Annotated in this window: 15 protein-coding genes; all 15 read left to right on the forward strand. The window is 74.3% G+C overall.

Going from position 1 to position 14,811, the window contains the following annotated elements; genetic code table 11:
• Positions 1-131 precede the first annotated feature (131 nt).
• The 15 genes from pyrR to metK all read left to right on the forward strand — a co-directional run bounded on the left by pyrR (position 132) and on the right by metK (position 14,808).
• Positions 132-686, forward strand: a complete 555-nt coding sequence (gene pyrR / locus JD78_RS05045) for a bifunctional pyr operon transcriptional regulator/uracil phosphoribosyltransferase PyrR (RefSeq protein WP_153360735.1) — start codon at positions 132-134, stop codon at positions 684-686.
• Positions 683-1,603 carry an aspartate carbamoyltransferase catalytic subunit gene (locus tag JD78_RS05050; protein WP_153360736.1) on the forward strand — a complete coding sequence of 307 codons (921 nt, stop codon included), beginning with the start codon at positions 683-685 and terminating at the stop codon, positions 1,601-1,603. The genes pyrR and JD78_RS05050 overlap by 4 nt, the downstream gene beginning before the upstream one ends.
• Positions 1,600-2,883, forward strand: coding sequence for a dihydroorotase (locus tag JD78_RS05055; RefSeq protein WP_153360737.1), 1,284 nt, complete (start codon positions 1,600-1,602; stop codon positions 2,881-2,883). Before JD78_RS05050 ends, JD78_RS05055 begins: the two co-directional genes overlap by 4 nt.
• Positions 2,884-2,956: 73 nt before the next feature.
• The gene (carA, locus tag JD78_RS05060; RefSeq protein ID WP_153360738.1) at positions 2,957-4,120 is read left to right on the forward strand and encodes a glutamine-hydrolyzing carbamoyl-phosphate synthase small subunit; all 1,164 of its coding nucleotides are present in this window, start codon (positions 2,957-2,959) and stop codon (positions 4,118-4,120) included.
• A gap of 2 nt (positions 4,121-4,122) precedes the next feature.
• On the forward strand, positions 4,123-7,434 hold the full coding sequence (gene carB, locus JD78_RS05065; protein ID WP_153360739.1) for a carbamoyl-phosphate synthase large subunit: 3,312 nt from the start codon (positions 4,123-4,125) through the stop codon (positions 7,432-7,434).
• Positions 7,431-8,396 (forward strand): iron-sulfur cluster-binding protein, encoded by a 966-nt coding sequence (locus JD78_RS05070; RefSeq protein ID WP_153360740.1) that lies wholly within the window; start codon positions 7,431-7,433, stop codon positions 8,394-8,396. Before carB ends, JD78_RS05070 begins: the two co-directional genes overlap by 4 nt.
• A 74-nt stretch (positions 8,397-8,470) precedes the next feature.
• Positions 8,471-9,394, forward strand: a complete 924-nt coding sequence (locus JD78_RS05075) for a dihydroorotate dehydrogenase (protein WP_153360741.1) — start codon at positions 8,471-8,473, stop codon at positions 9,392-9,394.
• Positions 9,391-10,290 (forward strand): orotidine-5'-phosphate decarboxylase, encoded by a 900-nt coding sequence (gene pyrF / locus JD78_RS05080; protein ID WP_153360742.1) that lies wholly within the window; start codon positions 9,391-9,393, stop codon positions 10,288-10,290. Before JD78_RS05075 ends, pyrF begins: the two co-directional genes overlap by 4 nt.
• A 10-nt stretch (positions 10,291-10,300) precedes the next feature.
• Positions 10,301-10,603 (forward strand): hypothetical protein, encoded by a 303-nt coding sequence (locus JD78_RS05085; RefSeq protein ID WP_153360743.1) that lies wholly within the window; start codon positions 10,301-10,303, stop codon positions 10,601-10,603.
• Positions 10,604-10,837: 234 nt separating this feature from the next.
• The gene (gene mihF, locus JD78_RS05090; protein ID WP_153360744.1) at positions 10,838-11,194 is read left to right on the forward strand and encodes an integration host factor, actinobacterial type; all 357 of its coding nucleotides are present in this window, start codon (positions 10,838-10,840) and stop codon (positions 11,192-11,194) included.
• A 46-nt stretch (positions 11,195-11,240) separates the two neighbouring features.
• Positions 11,241-11,819 carry a guanylate kinase gene (gmk, locus tag JD78_RS05095; protein WP_153360745.1) on the forward strand — a complete coding sequence of 193 codons (579 nt, stop codon included), beginning with the start codon at positions 11,241-11,243 and terminating at the stop codon, positions 11,817-11,819.
• A gap of 83 nt (positions 11,820-11,902) precedes the next feature.
• Positions 11,903-12,166 carry a DNA-directed RNA polymerase subunit omega gene (gene rpoZ, locus JD78_RS05100; RefSeq protein ID WP_153360746.1) on the forward strand — a complete coding sequence of 88 codons (264 nt, stop codon included), beginning with the start codon at positions 11,903-11,905 and terminating at the stop codon, positions 12,164-12,166.
• A gap of 78 nt (positions 12,167-12,244) precedes the next feature.
• Positions 12,245-12,817, forward strand: a complete 573-nt coding sequence (locus tag JD78_RS22000; protein ID WP_243730977.1) for a flavoprotein — start codon at positions 12,245-12,247, stop codon at positions 12,815-12,817.
• Between the two features lie 35 nt (positions 12,818-12,852).
• On the forward strand, positions 12,853-13,461 hold the full coding sequence (locus JD78_RS22005; protein ID WP_243731118.1) for a phosphopantothenoylcysteine decarboxylase domain-containing protein: 609 nt from the start codon (positions 12,853-12,855) through the stop codon (positions 13,459-13,461).
• 120 nt (positions 13,462-13,581) lie between these two features.
• Positions 13,582-14,808: a methionine adenosyltransferase gene (gene metK, locus JD78_RS05110; RefSeq protein WP_153360748.1), complete on the forward strand. Its 1,227-nt coding sequence runs from the start codon at positions 13,582-13,584 to the stop codon at positions 14,806-14,808.
• Positions 14,809-14,811 lie beyond the last annotated feature (3 nt).

The following is a 14,811-nucleotide window of genomic DNA, read 5'->3' on the forward strand; positions in this document are numbered from 1 at the left end:
GTCGGCCGCCCCCCGTGCGGGGCAGATCGTGCGATCCGGGCAGGGCGAAGGTCACATCCGCCGGTGCAGTACCGTCGTCGCCGGTCCCACTCCTTTAACGACCCGTCCAGTGAGGCGGGGAAGGAGGCCTGATGGCCGACTCGACAGACCTGCCCGCACCGCCCCTGCTCGGCGCCGACGACCTCGGTCGCGTCGTCGACCGGATCGCCCACCAGCTGATCGAGAAGGCGGGCAGCTCCCTCGCCGACCTCGTGCTCGTCGGCATCCCCACCCGCGGCGCCCCGCTGGCCCGCCGGCTCGCCGCCCGGGTCGAGGCCTTCTCGCAGCAACCCGTCGACGTCGGCAGCGTCGACATCACCCTCTACCGGGACGACCTGCGGCGGCGCGGCGTGCGTGCCCTGGAGGACACCCGGCTGCCCGAGGCCGGGATCGACGACCGGCTCGTGGTGCTCGTCGACGACGTGCTGTTCTCCGGCCGCTCGGTGCGCGCCGCCCTGGACGCGCTGCGCGACCTGGGCCGCCCGCGCGCCGTCCAGCTCGCGGTGCTCGTCGACCGCGGCCACCGGGAGCTGCCGATCCGCGCCGACTACGTGGGCAAGAACGTGCCCACCGCGCGCAGCCAGTCGGTCAAGGTGAAGCTCGCCGAGGTCGACGGGGTCGACTCGGTGACGGTGGAGGACGCGTGAAGCGGCACCTGCTGGAGGCCGGTGACCTCGACCGGGACGACGCGACCCTGGTGCTGGACACCGCCGCGCAGATCGAGGCGGCGCTGGCCGGCCGGGAGGTCAAGAAGCTCCCCACCCTGCGCGGGCGCACGGTGGTCAACCTCTTCTACGAGGACTCCACCCGCACCCGGATCTCCTTCGAGCTGGCCGCCAAGCGGCTCTCGGCCGACGTCATCAACTTCTCCGCCAAGGGCAGCAGCGTCTCGAAGGGCGAGAGCCTCAAGGACACCGCGCTGACCCTGGAGGCGATGGGCGCCGACGGCATCGTCGTCCGGCACGGGGCCTCCGGGGCGCCGCACCGGCTGGCCACCTGGGTCAAGGGCAGCGTGGTGAACGCCGGCGACGGCACCCACGAGCACCCCACCCAGGCGCTGCTGGACGCCTACACGATCCGGCAGCGGCTCGGCCGGCTGGACGGCGTGCGGGTCGCCGTCGTCGGCGACGTGCTGCACAGCCGGGTCGCCCGCTCCAACGTGTGGCTGCTGTCCACCCTCGGCGCCGAGGTCACCCTGGTCGCCCCACCCACCCTGCTGCCGGTGGGCGTGGGCAGCTGGCCGGTGACGGTCTCCTACGACCTGGACGCCGTCCTGCCCACCGCCGACGTGGTGATGATGCTGCGGGTGCAGGGCGAGCGGATGAACGCCTCGTTCTTCCCCAGCGCACGGGAGTACAGCCGCCGCTACGGCCTGGACGCCCGGCGGATGGCGGCGCTGCCCGACGAGGCCATCGTCATGCACCCGGGCCCGATGAACCGGGGCATGGAGATCGCCGCCGAGGTGGCCGACTCGCCCCGCTCGACCATCGTCGACCAGGTCGGCAACGGCGTGAGCGTGCGCATGGCCGTCCTGTACCTGCTGCTGGGAGGAGCTCCCGAATGACGCTCATCAAGGGCGCCCGCCCGTACGGCGAGGACGCCGTCGACATCCGCGTCCAGGACGGCCGGATCGCCGAGATCGGGCCCGACCTGTCCGTCGACGGCGCGCAGCTGGTCGACGCCGCCGGGCTGGTCGCGCTGCCGGGCCTCGTCGACCTGCACACCCACCTGCGCGAGCCCGGCCGGGAGGACGCCGAGACCGTCGAGACCGGCAGCCGGGCCGCGGCGCTGGGCGGGTTCACCGCGGTGCACGCGATGGCCAACACCGACCCGGTCGCGGACACCGCCGGCGTGGTCGAGCAGGTCTGGCGGCTGGGCCAGGAGGCCGGCCTGGTCGACGTCGTCCCGGTCGGGGCGGTCACCGTCGGCCTGCGCGGCGAGCGGCTGGCCGAGCTCGGCGCGATGGCCGACTCCGCCGCCCGGGTGCGGGTCTTCTCCGACGACGGGCACTGCGTGGCCGACCCGGCGCTGATGCGCCGGGCGCTGGAGTACGTGAAGGCCTTCGACGGCGTCGTCGCCCAGCACGCCGAGGAGCCGCGGCTCACCGTGGGCGCGCAGATGAACGAGGGCGACCGCTCCGCCCGGCTCGGCCTGGCCGGCTGGCCGGCCGCCGCCGAGGAGGCGGTGATCGCCCGCGACGTGCTGCTGGCCGGTCACGTCGGCGCCCGGCTGCACGTCTGCCACGTGTCGACGGCGGGCTCGGTGGAGATCCTGCGCTGGGCGAAGTCGCGCGGCGTGCAGGTGACCGCCGAGGTCACCCCGCACCACCTGCTGCTCACCGACGAGTGCGCGGAGGGCTACGACCCGGTGTTCAAGGTGAACCCGCCGCTGCGCACCGCCGAGGACGTCGAGGCGCTGCGCGCTGGGCTCGCCGACGGCACGATCGACGCCGTCGGCACCGATCACGCACCGCACGCGGCGGAGGACAAGGAGAGCGAGTGGGCCGCCGCCCGCCCCGGGATGCTCGGGCTGGAGCAGGCGCTCTCCGTCGTCGTGCAGACCATGGTCGAGCCCGGGCGGCTCGACTGGCGCGGCGTCGCCGACCGCATGTCGGTCCGGCCGGCGGCCATCGGCCGTCTGGACGGGCACGGCCGCCCGCTCGCCGTCGGCGAGCCGGCCAACCTGCTGCTGCTGGACCCCGCGCACCGGGCCACCGTCGACCCGGCCGCGCTGGCCAGCCGCAGCCGCAACAGCCCCTATGCCGGCCGGGAGCTCCCCGGCCGGGTGGTCGCCACGTTCCTGCGGGGCGTCGCGACCGTTCTGGACGGGAAGGCAGTCAGGTGAACCGGCAGCGAGTGAGCATCGCAGCGAGGAACGAGCGAGGAGCGGAGCGAGCGTGGCCGGGAACGGAAGCACAGTGAGTGAGGCACTGCTCGTCCTCGAAGACGGGCGCACGTTCCGCGGCGAGGCGTACGGCGCGGTCGGGACGACGGTCGGCGAGGCGGTCTTCTCCACCGGCATGACCGGGTACCAGGAGACGCTGACCGACCCCAGCTACGCCCGCCAGATCGTGGTGATGACCGCCCCGCACATCGGCAACACCGGGGTGAACGCCGAGGACGACGAGAGCCGCCGCATGTGGGTGGCCGGCTTCGTCGTCCGCGACCCCGCCCGCCGGCCGGCGAACTGGCGGGCCACCGGCAGCCTGGACGACGAGCTGGTCGCGCAGGGCGTCGTCGGCATCAGCGGCATCGACACCCGCGCGCTCACCCGGCACCTGCGCGACCGCGGTGCCATGCGCGCGGGGATCAGCACCGAGCTGGACGCCGAGCAGCTGCTGGCCCGGGTCACCGCCAGCGACGCGATGACCGGAGCCGACCTCGCCCCGCTGGTCAGCGCGAGCGACCCCTACGTCGTGCCGGCGGTGGGGGAGAAGCGCTTCACCGTCGCCGCGCTGGACCTGGGCATCAAGACCGCGACGCCGCGCTACCTGGCCGAGCTGGGCGTGGAGACCCACGTGCTGCCGGCCACCGCCACCGCCGAGGACCTGCTGGCGCACGGGGTGGACGGCGTGTTCATCTCCAACGGCCCCGGCGACCCGGCCGCGGCCGACTACGCCGTCGCCGCGGTGCGCGGGGTGCTCGAGGCCCGCCGGCCGCTGTTCGGCATCTGCTTCGGCAACCAGATCCTCGGCCGGGCGCTGGGACTGGGCACCTACAAGCTCCGCTTCGGCCACCGCGGGCTGAACCAGCCGGTGCTGGACCGGGTCAGCGGCACGGTGCGGGTCACCAGCCACAACCACGGCTTCGCCGTCGACGCCCCGCTGGACCGGCCGGTGGACACCCCGTTCGGCCCGGTCGAGGTCAGCCACGTCGGCCTCAACGACGACGTCGTCGAGGGGCTGCGGCTCGTCGACGCCCCGGCGTTCAGCGTGCAGTTCCACCCGGAGGCGGCCGCCGGCCCGCACGACGCCAACCCGCTGTTCGGCCGGTTCGTCGACCTCATGACCGCCTCGAAGGACGGCGCCGCGGTGACGCCCCCGCCGGTCGTCGAGTCCACCACCGGTGAGAAGGAGGCCTGAGGATGCCCAAGCGGACAGACCTCCAGCACGTGATGGTGATCGGCTCCGGGCCGATCGTCATCGGCCAGGCCAGCGAGTTCGACTACTCCGGCACCCAGGCCTGCCGGGTGCTCAAGGCCGAGGGCCTGCGGGTCAGCCTGGTGAACAGCAACCCGGCCACGATCATGACCGACCCCGAGGTCGCCGACGCCACCTACGTCGAGCCGCTGACCCCGGAGTTCGTCGAGCGGGTCATCGCCGCCGAGCGCCCGGACGCGCTGCTGGCGACGCTGGGCGGGCAGACGGCGCTGAACATCGCCATCGGCCTGTTCGAGAACGGGGTGCTGGAGAAGTACGGCGTCCAGCTCATCGGTGCCGACGTCGACGCGATCAACCGCGGCGAGGACCGGCAGCTGTTCAAGGAGATCGTGCGCTCGGTCGGCGCGGACGCCCCGCGGTCGAAGGTGTGCGCGACCGTCGAGGAGGCGCTGGCCACCGCTGCGGAGGTCGGCTACCCCGTCGTCATCCGGCCGTCGTTCACGATGGGTGGACTGGGGTCCGGGTTCGCCACCGACGAGCCGATGCTGCGCCGGATGGCCGGGCACGGGCTGGCCGACTCACCCGTCCACACCGTGCTCATCGAGGAGTCGGTGCTGGGCTGGAAGGAGTACGAGCTGGAGCTGATGCGCGACCGCAGCGACAACGTGGTCGTCATCTGCTCGATCGAGAACATCGACGCGATGGGCGTGCACACCGGCGACTCGGTGACCGTCGCCCCGGCGATGACCCTGACCGACCGCGAGTACCAGCGGATGCGCGACGTCGGCATCGACGTGCTGCGGGCGGTCGGCGTGGAGACCGGCGGCTGCAACATCCAGTTCGCCGTCAACCCCGAGAACGGCCGGCTGGTCGTGATCGAGATGAACCCGCGGGTGTCCCGGTCGAGCGCGCTGGCGTCCAAGGCCACCGGCTTCCCCATCGCCAAGATCGCCGCCAAGCTCGCCATCGGCTACACCCTCGACGAGATCACCAACGACATCACCGGGGTCACCCCCGCGTCGTTCGAGCCGTCGCTGGACTACGTCGTGGTGAAGATCCCGCGCTTCGCCTTCGAGAAGTTCCCAGGCGCGGACCCGCGGCTGACCACCACGATGAAGAGCGTCGGTGAGGTGATGGCCATGGGCCGCAACTTCACCGAGGCGCTGGGCAAGGCCATGCGCTCCACCGAGACGAAGGCCGCCGGCTTCTGGACCGAGGCCGCGCCCCCGGCGACCGCGGAGGAGCTGCTGGAGGAGCTGCGCACCCCGGTCGACGGCCGGTTGTACGTGGCCCACCGGGCGCTCGCCGCCGGCGCCACCGTCGAGCAGGTCGCCCGGGCCTCCGGGTTCGACACCTGGTTCGTCGACCAGATCGCGCTGGTGCACGAGCTGGGCGAGGAGGTCCGCGACGCCCCGGCGCTCACCCCGGAGCTGCTCCGGAAGGCCAAGCGGCACGGCCTGTCCGACCGGCAGGTCGCCGCGCTGCGGCCCGAGCTCGCCGGTGAGGACGGCGTGCGCATCCTGCGCTGGCGGCTGGGCATCCGGCCGGTCTACAAGACCGTGGACACCTGCGCCGCCGAGTTCGCCGCCCGCACGCCGTACCACTACTCGTCCTACGACGAGGAGAACGAGGTCGAGCCCCGCGAGCGCCCGGCGGTGCTGATCCTCGGCTCCGGGCCCAACCGGATCGGGCAGGGCGTCGAGTTCGACTACTCCTGCGTGCACGCCGTCATGGCGCTGCAGGACGCCGGCTACGAGGCGGTGATGGTCAACTGCAACCCCGAGACCGTCTCCACCGACTACGACGTCGCCGACCGGCTGTACTTCGAGCCGCTCACCTTCGAGGACGTGCTCGAGGTCGTCGAGGCCGAGCGCGCCGCCGGCCCGGTCGCCGGGGTCATCTGCACCCTGGGCGGCCAGACCCCGCTGGGCCTCGCGCAGCGGCTCAAGGACGCCGGCGTCCCGGTGCTCGGCACCTCGCCGGAGGCGATCGACGCCGCCGAGGACCGGGGCGAGTTCTCCCGGGTGCTCACCGACTGCGGGCTGCTCGCGCCCAAGCACGGCATGGCGACGACGGCTCCCGAGGCGAAGGCGATCGCGGCCGGCATCGGCTACCCGGTGCTGGTGCGCCCCTCCTACGTGCTGGGCGGCCGCGGCATGGAGATCGTCTACGACGACGCCACGCTCGAGGGCTACATCACCCGGGCCACCGAGGTGAGCACCGACCACCCGGTGCTGGTCGACCGGTTCCTCGAGGACGCGATCGAGATCGACGTCGACGCGCTCTACGACGGCACCGACCTCTACATCGGCGGGGTCATGGAGCACATCGAGGAGGCCGGCGTGCACTCCGGTGACTCCGCGTGCGCGCTGCCGCCGATCACCCTGGGCGGCACCGACCTGGAGGCCATCCGGCGGGCCACCGGGGCGCTCGCCGCCCGGATCGGCGTCCGCGGGCTGATGAACGTGCAGTACGCGCTCAAGGACGACGTGCTCTACGTGCTGGAGGCCAACCCGCGGGCCAGCCGCACCGTGCCGTTCGTCTCCAAGGCGACGGCGGTGCAGCTGGCCAAGGCCGCGGCGCGGATCGCGGTGGGGGAGTCGATCGCCGGGCTGCGCGCGGCCGGGGTGCTGGCGGCCAGCGGCGACGGCGCCGACCTGCCCGCCGACGCACCCATCGCGGTCAAGGAGGCGGTGCTGCCCTTCCACCGGTTCCGCACCATGGACGGCCACGGCGTCGACACGGTCCTCGGGCCGGAGATGAAGTCCACCGGTGAGGTGATGGGGCTGGACGCGGAGTTCGGCACCGCCTTCGCCAAGTCCCAGGCCGCGGTCTACGGCGACCTCCCGACCGGCGGCACCGTCTTCGTCTCGCTGGCCAACCGGGACAAGCGCTCGGCGGTGTTCCCGGTCAAGCGGCTGGCCGACCTCGGCTTCCACGTGCTGGCCACCGCCGGCACCGCGCAGGTGCTGCGCCGCAACGGCGTGCAGTGCGAGGTGGTCGGGAAGTTCAGCGCCGGCCCGGGCAACGTCGTCGAGCGCATCCAGGCCGGCGACGTCGACATCGTGGTGAACACCCCGTTCGGCACGCCGGGCAACAGCGGGCCCCGGCTGGACGGCTACGAGATCCGGGCGGCGGCGGTGACCGCGGGCATCCCCTGCATCACCACCACCCAGGGGCTGGCCGCGGCGGTGCAGGGCATCGAGGCGCTGCGCCGCGGTCACCTGGGCGTGCGCAGCCTGCAGGACCTGCACCGCGCGCTGGCCGCCGCCACCCAGCCCCAGGCGGGGGCATGACCGGCGGGCTGCTGACCGAGCCGGCGCCGGCGGCCCCGTGGCCGCCCGTCCAGCGGGTGGTGACGGTGGCCGGCCGGCGGCCGGTGGGCGCCTACGTGGAGCTGAGCCTCGCCGCCCCCGAGGTGGCCGAGCGGGCGGTGCCCGGCCAGTTCGTCGCGTTCGCGGTCGGCGGCCCCACCTCCGCGCACCTGCTCCGGCGCTCGATCGCGATCGCCGGGGTGGGCGGGGGTCAGGTGCAGGTGGTCGTCTCCGCGCACGGCCCCGGCTCCAGCTGGCTGGCCGGGCTGGCGCCCGGGGACGTGGTCGACGTCGTCGGGCCGCTGGGCCGCCCCTTCCCGATGCCGCCGCCGGGCACCCCGGCGCTGCTGGTCGGGGGCGGCTACGGCGCTGCCGCGCTGGTCGGGCTGGCCGGGCGGCTGCGGGCCACCGGCTCGGAGGTCGCCGCGGTCACCGGCGCGGCGTCGGCCGGGCGGCTGTGCTCGGTCCAGGAGCTCGGGTCGCTGGCCGCGCCCTTCGTGGTGATGACCGACGACGGCAGCGCCGGCCGCCGCGGCTGGGTCACCGACGCGGTCGCCGAGCTGGTCAACGGCGCCGGGGTGGTCTATGCCTGCGGCCCGATGGGCATGCTCCGCGCGGTCGCCGACGTGGCCACCGCCGCCGGGGTGCCCAGCTACGTCGCGGTCGAGGAGTCGATGGCCTGCGGCATCGGGGTCTGCATGACCTGCGTGCTGCCGGTGGTCGGCGGCGACGGGCGCACCCGCTTCGCCCGCTCCTGCGTGGAGGGCCCGGTCTTCGGTGGCGACCGGGTCCGCTTCGCCGACGTCGGCACGCTCCCGGCGGACGTCGTCGGCGCGGACGCCATGGGCCTCACCCCGCCCGCCGTGCCCACCCCGGCGGGTTCGCCCCCCACCCCGGTCGCGCCGCCCGAGGCGGACCCCGGCACCCCGGGAGCGTCGTCGTGACCGGCTCCGCCACGCCAGCTCCCGGCACCGGCACCCATCCAGGTTTCGGCGCCGAAACCCGGTCGGGAGTGGACATGGGGACGGCGATCGGCCGGGTGCCGGTGCCGAGCCCGGTGCTCACCGCGTCCGGCTGCTCCGGCTTCGGCCGGGAGCTGGAGCCCTTCGTCGACCTCGCCGCCCTCGGCGCGGTGGTCACCAAGTCGGTGCAGCTGCGGCCCCGCTCGGGCCGGCCCACGCCGCGGATGGCCGAGACCCCCAGCGGGATGCTCAACTCCATCGGCCTGCAGGGGCCGGGCATCGACGGGCTGCTGGCCGAGGACCTGCCGTGGCTGGCCCAGCGCGGTGCGCGGGCGTTCGTCTCGATCGCCGGCACCCGGGTGGAGGACTTCGCCGAGCTGGCCACCCGGCTGCGCGGCGTGCCCGGCGTGCTGGGCATCGAGGTCAACATCTCCTGCCCGAACGTGGAGAGCCGCGGCGAGGTGTTCGCCTGCGACCCGGTGGCGGCCCGCGACGTCGTCGCCGCGGTGCGCGCCGCGGCCGACCCCGCCCAGCCGGTCTACGCCAAGCTGAGCCCCGACGTCACCGACATCGTGACCATCGCCCGGTCGGTCGCCGACGCCGGCGCCGACGGGCTGTCGATGATCAACACGCTCCTCGGGCTGGTCATCGACCCGGACACCATGCGCCCGGTGCTCGGCGGCGTCACCGGCGGGCTCTCCGGCCCGGCGATCCGACCGGTGGCGCTGCGCTGCGTCTGGCAGGTGCACCAGGCGCTGCCGGACGTGCCGATCCTCGGCATGGGCGGCATCCGCAGCGGCCTGGACGCCCTGCAGTTCGTGCTCGCCGGGGCCAGCGCGGTCAGCATCGGCACGGCGGTGTTCAACGACCCGTCCGCGCCGGCCCGCATTCACGCCGAGCTCGCGGCCGCGCTGGCCGCCCGCGGCTTCGGCTCCCTCGCCGACGCCGTCGGCCACGCCCACCGGCCGGTGGACGCGTGAACCGCCCCACGCACGCCGAGGTCGACCCCTTCGGCGCCCGGCTGGCCGCGGCGGTGGCCGCGCGCGGCCCGCTGTGCGTGGGCATCGACCCGCACCGGCCGCTGCTGCTGGACTGGGGCCTGGGCGACGACGTCGACGGACTGCGCCGGTTCACCGATGCGGTCGTCGACGCCCTCGCCGGGCACGTGGCGGTGCTCAAGCCGCAGCTGGCCTTCTACGAGCGGCACGGTGCCCGCGGGGTGGCCGTGCTGGAGGAGGCCGTCGCCCGGGCCCGGGCGGCCGGCGCACTGGTGCTGCTGGACGCCAAGCGCGGTGACATCGGCTCCACCATGGACGCCTACGCCGAGTACCTGCGCAGCGACCACCCGATGCAGGTCGACGCGCTGACCGTGAGCCCCTACCTGGGGCCGGAGTCGCTGGCGCCGGCGGTCGGCACGGCACGGTCGTTCGGTGGCGGGCTGTTCGTGCTGGCCCGCACCTCCAACCCCGATGCCGCCACCTTCCAGCACGCGCTGGTGGGGGAGCGGTCGGTGGCGCAGACCGTGGTGGACACCGTCGGCCGGTGGAACACCCCCGACTGGCTGGGCGGCGACCCGGTACCGGACCCGGCCGCCTTCGCTGATGAGCAGCGCCGCTTCGGTGCGTCCACCGGCTCGTTCGGCGTCGTCGTCGGGGCGACGCTGCCCGAGCTCGACGTCGACCTGACCGGGCTGCGCGGCCCGGTGCTGGCCCCGGGGCTGGGTGCGCAGGGCGGCACGGTCGCCGACCTGCGCCGGCTGTTCGGCACCGATCAGGCCGTCGTCCCCACGGTCTCGCGGGACGTGCTCGCCGCCGGCCCGGACGCCGCGGCGCTCCGGGCCGCCGCCGACCGGTGGACGGCGGAGCTGACGGCGTGAGCCGGGCGGCATGAGACGGGTGCTGCCGTGGTCGGTGCTCGCGCTCGGCCTCGGACTCGCGGTGGCCGGCGTGACGACCTTCTGGCTGGCCAACACCCGGCCGTCGCACGTCGTCTACTCGGGTTCCTACGAGCCGCTGGTCCCCGGCACGTCCGAGGCGTACCGGAGCGAGCTCACCCTCACGTTCGACGCCGGTCCCACGGTGCTGTGGACCGAGCAGCACGTCGTCGGCGTCGGCCTGCTGCTGACGGGCCTGTTCGTGCTGGTCGGACTCGGCGGCTGGGTGCTCGGCCGGCGGTCGCGACGGGGCTGAACGGCGACACGCGCACTGACCAGCAGTGACGGAACCGGCGCACGGCGTGTCTGTGCGCGCGGGTCGCCGACCAGCACACCGGCCACCCGCCTCCGACACCGGGGCTGGCGTGACCGCTCGGTCTCGGATGACTAGGTTGACGGCCGAGGCTCACACCGCGGGCCGTCGCGATCGAGCTGGATCACCGAAGAACTGCGCCGGCACGCGCCGGACTGAACACGATTGGGTTGCTCCGTGCCCCTTCCCGAGTTGTCCCCCGAACAGCGCGCCGCCGCCCTGGAGAAGGCCGCCGCGGCCCGCAAGGCCCGTGCCGAGCTCCGCGAGAAGCTGAAGAGCAAGGGCACCACGGTCGGCGACGTCCTCAAGCAGGGCGAGACCGACGAGGTCATCGGCAAGATGCGCGTCTCCGCCGTGCTCGAGTCGCTGCCCGGCGTCGGCAAGGCGCGGGCGGCGAAGATCATGGAGCGCCTGGAGATCTCGCCCACCCGCCGGGTGCGTGGCCTGGGCGCCAACCAGCGCCGGGCGCTGGAGGCGGAGTTCGGCGGCGAGCACGTCGAGGCCGACCAGGTCCCCACCGAGGGTGCCCTCTGACCCACTGGTGGCTGGTCCCCGACCACCCCGGTGCGAAGATCAACGAGTGGCACGACAGAACCGCGCGCGGCTGACCGTGCTCTCCGGACCCTCGGGCGTCGGCAAGGGCACGGTGGTCGCGGAGGTCCGGCGCCGGCACCCCGAGGTCTGGGTGTCGGTGTCGGTCACCACCCGCAAGCCCCGGCCGGGGGAGGTCGACGGCGAGCACTACCTGTTCGTCGAGAACGACTACTTCGACTGGCTGATCGCCCAGGACGGTCTGCTGGAGTGGGCCGAGTACGCCGGCAACCGCTACGGCACCCCGGTCGCCCCGGTGGAGGAGCAGCTGGCCAGCGGCAGCCCGGCGCTGCTGGAGATCGAGCTCCAGGGCGCGCGGCAGGTCCGGGACCGGGCCCCGGAGGCCCAGCTGGTCTTCCTCGCGCCGCCGTCGTGGGGTGAACTGGTCAGCCGGCTGGCCGGGCGGGGCACCGAGGCGCCGGAGGTGCAGTCCCGCCGGCTGGCGCTCGCACAGGCCGAGCTGGACGCCGCCGGGGAGTTCGACGTCGTCGTCGTGAACGACGACGTGGCCAGAGCGGCAGACGAGTTGGTAAGCTTGCTGACTGCGCCTCCGCCCGCTGGTCCCTGACCGCTGCCGAGGGCGCACCCGAGGCGACCGTGCGGAGCCATCCGCCGCCCGCCCGCACACCGAGTTGAGGAGCACGCCCGCCCGTGTCCGGAGTCGCACCCGCCCCTGAGGGCATCACCAACCCGCCGATCGACGAGCTGCTGGAGCGCACCACCAGCAAGTACGGGCTGGTCATCTACGCCGCCAAGCGCGCGCGGCAGATCAACGCCTACTACAGCCAGCTCTCCGAGGGCCTGCTGGAGTACGTCGGCCCGCTGGTCGACACCGCGCCCCAGGAGAAGCCGCTGTCCATCGCGCTGCGGGAGATCAACGAGGGCCTGCTGACCCACACCGCCGGCGAGAACTGACCCGGCACCACCTGAACTGATGACGACGCCCCCGGCAGCTGCCGGGGGCGTCGTCGTGTCTGCGGGAGGATGGACGGCATGAGCCGGATCGTGCTGGGGGTGGGCGGCGGCGTCGCCGCCTACAAGTCCGCGCTGCTGCTGCGCGCGCTCACCGAGGCCGGGCACGACGTCCGGGTGGTGCCCACCGCCGCTGCGCTGCGCTTCGTCGGCGCGGCGACCTTCGAGGCGCTCAGCGGCAACCCGGTGTCCACCGAGGTCTGGGACGACGTCCCCGAGGTCGCGCACGTGCGCATCGGGCAGACCGCCGACCTGGTGCTGGTCAGCCCGGCGACCGCCGACCTGCTCGCCCGGGCCGCCGTCGGCCGCGCCGACGACCTGCTCACCGCCACGCTGCTGGCCACGCACGCACCCGTCGTCTTCGTGCCGGCCATGCACACCGAGATGTGGCTGCACCCGGCCACCCAGGACAACGTGGCCACGCTGCGCCGCCGCGGCGCCGTCGTGCTGCCCCCGCCGTGGGACGGCTCACCGGGCCCGACAGCGGCCCCGGCCGGCTGCCCGAACCGGCCGACGTCGCCGCGCTGGCGGCCGTCGTCCTCGACCACGGTGCCGCCGCACTGCCCCAGGACCTCACCGGCCGCCGCGTGGTGATCAGCGCCGGGGGCACCCGGGAGGCGCTGGACCCGGTGCGCTACCTGGGCAACCGGTCCTCCGGGAGGCAGGGCTGGGCGCTGGCCCGGGTCGCCGCCGCGCGGGGCGCCGACGTCGTGCTGGTCGCGGCCAACGTCACCGACCCCGCCCCGTTCGGGGTCCGCACCGTGGTCGTGGAGTCCGCCGAGGAGCTGCGCTCGGCCATGGTGGCCGAGGCGCCCGGCGCCGACGTCGTCGTGATGGCCGCGGCCGTCGCCGACTTCCGGCCGGTGTCGGTGGCGGGCACGAAGCTGAAGAAGGGCGGGCCGGCCGAACCCGCCGCCGTCGAGCTGAGCCGCACCGCGGACGTGCTCGCCGAGCTGGTCACCGCCCGGCCCGCCGGCCAGGTCGTCGTCGGCTTCGCCGCCGAGACCGGCGACGCCGAGGGCGACGTGCTCACCCACGCCCGGGCGAAGCTGGCTCGCAAGGGCGTCGACCTGCTGGTGGTCAACGACGTCTCCGCCGGCCGGGTGTTCGGCCGCGAGGAGAACGAGGTCACGGTGCTGTCCGACGACGGGACGGCCACGCCGCTGCCGGCGGCCCGCAAGGACGACGTGGCCGCCGGCATCTGGGACGCCGTCACCCGGCGGCTGCCCGTCACCTGACCCGCTCGTCCCCGCGCCGGACGTCGTCCGACGGGGACCGGACGCCGCCGGTAGGCTCGGCGGTCGAGCTCAGCACCGGACGCGGGTACGCGCTCGGCCGTCGATCGCAGGGAGAACCGAGTGGCACGCCGCCTCTTCACGTCCGAGTCGGTCACCGAGGGGCACCCCGACAAGATCGCCGATCAGATCAGCGACTCGATCCTGGACGCGATGCTCGAGCAGGACCCCCGCAGCCGGGTCGCGGTGGAGACGATGATCACCACCGGGCAGGTGCACATCGCCGGTGAGGTGACCACCTCCGGCTACGTCGACATCGCCGAGATCGTGCGGCGGACCATCCTCGGGATCGGCTACGACTCCTCCCGCAAGGGCTTCGACGGGGCCTCCTGCGGCGTCAGCGTCTCCATCGGCGCGCAGTCCCCGGACATCGCCCAGGGCGTGGACACCGGGTACGAGGCGCGCACCGCCGGGCTGACCGACGCCCAGCAGCGCGCGGTGATCGCCGACGACCTCATCGAGCGCCAGGGCGCCGGTGACCAGGGGCTGATGTTCGGCTACGCCTGCGACGAGACCCCCGAGTTGATGCCGCTGCCGATCGCCCTGGCGCACCGGCTCTCGCGGCGGCTCTCCGCGGTGCGCAAGGACGGCTCGGTGCCCTACCTGCGGCCCGACGGCAAGACCCAGGTCACGGTGGTCTACGAGGACGACCGCCCGGTCGCCGTCGACACCGTGGTGGTCTCCAGCCAGCACGCCGAGGACATCTCCATCGAGACGCTGCTCGCCCCCGACGTGCAGGAGCTCGTCGTCGAGCCGGAGCTGGCCGCCCTCGGCCTGCCCACCACCGGCTACCGGCTGCTGGTCAACCCGACCGGCAAGTTCGTGATCGGCGGGCCGATGGGCGACGCCGGGCTGACCGGACGCAAGATCATCGTCGACACCTACGGCGGCATGGCCCGGCACGGCGGCGGTGCGTTCTCCGGCAAGGACCCGTCGAAGGTCGACCGCTCGGGGGCCTACGCCATGCGCTGGGTCGCGAAGAACGTCGTCGCCGCGGGCCTGGCCCGCCGGTGCGAGGTGCAGGTCGCCTACGCCATCGGCGCCGCGCACCCGGTCGGGCTGTTCGTGGAGACCTTCGGCACCAACACCGTGCCCGAGGAGGCGCTGGAGAAGGCGATCAGCGCGGTGTTCGACCTGCGCCCGGGCGCGATCGTGCGCGACCTGGACCTGCTGCGCCCGATCTACGCCCCCACCGCCGCCTACGGCCACTTCGGCCGCACCGACGTGCAGCTGCCGTGGGAGCGCCTGGACCGGGTCGACGCGCTGACGTCGGCGGTGGGCGTCAACTGACCA

The sequence above is a fragment of the Modestobacter roseus genome (assembly GCF_007994135.1).
Lineage (GTDB): Bacteria > Actinomycetota > Actinomycetes > Mycobacteriales > Geodermatophilaceae > Modestobacter > Modestobacter roseus.

Coding starts and splice junctions, on each gene's coding strand:
- JD78_RS05075 (WP_153360741.1), top strand. CDS start 8,471: ATGGGGACGGCGATCGGCCGGGTGCCGGTGCCGAGCCCGGTGCTCACC.
- JD78_RS05070 (WP_153360740.1), top strand. CDS start 7,431: ATGACCGGCGGGCTGCTGACCGAGCCGGCGCCGGCGGCCCCGTGGCCG.
- JD78_RS22000 (WP_243730977.1), top strand. CDS start 12,245: ATGAGCCGGATCGTGCTGGGGGTGGGCGGCGGCGTCGCCGCCTACAAG.
- JD78_RS05085 (WP_153360743.1), top strand. CDS start 10,301: ATGAGACGGGTGCTGCCGTGGTCGGTGCTCGCGCTCGGCCTCGGACTC.
- carB (WP_153360739.1), top strand. CDS start 4,123: ATGCCCAAGCGGACAGACCTCCAGCACGTGATGGTGATCGGCTCCGGG.
- JD78_RS05055 (WP_153360737.1), top strand. CDS start 1,600: ATGACGCTCATCAAGGGCGCCCGCCCGTACGGCGAGGACGCCGTCGAC.
- pyrR (WP_153360735.1), top strand. CDS start 132: ATGGCCGACTCGACAGACCTGCCCGCACCGCCCCTGCTCGGCGCCGAC.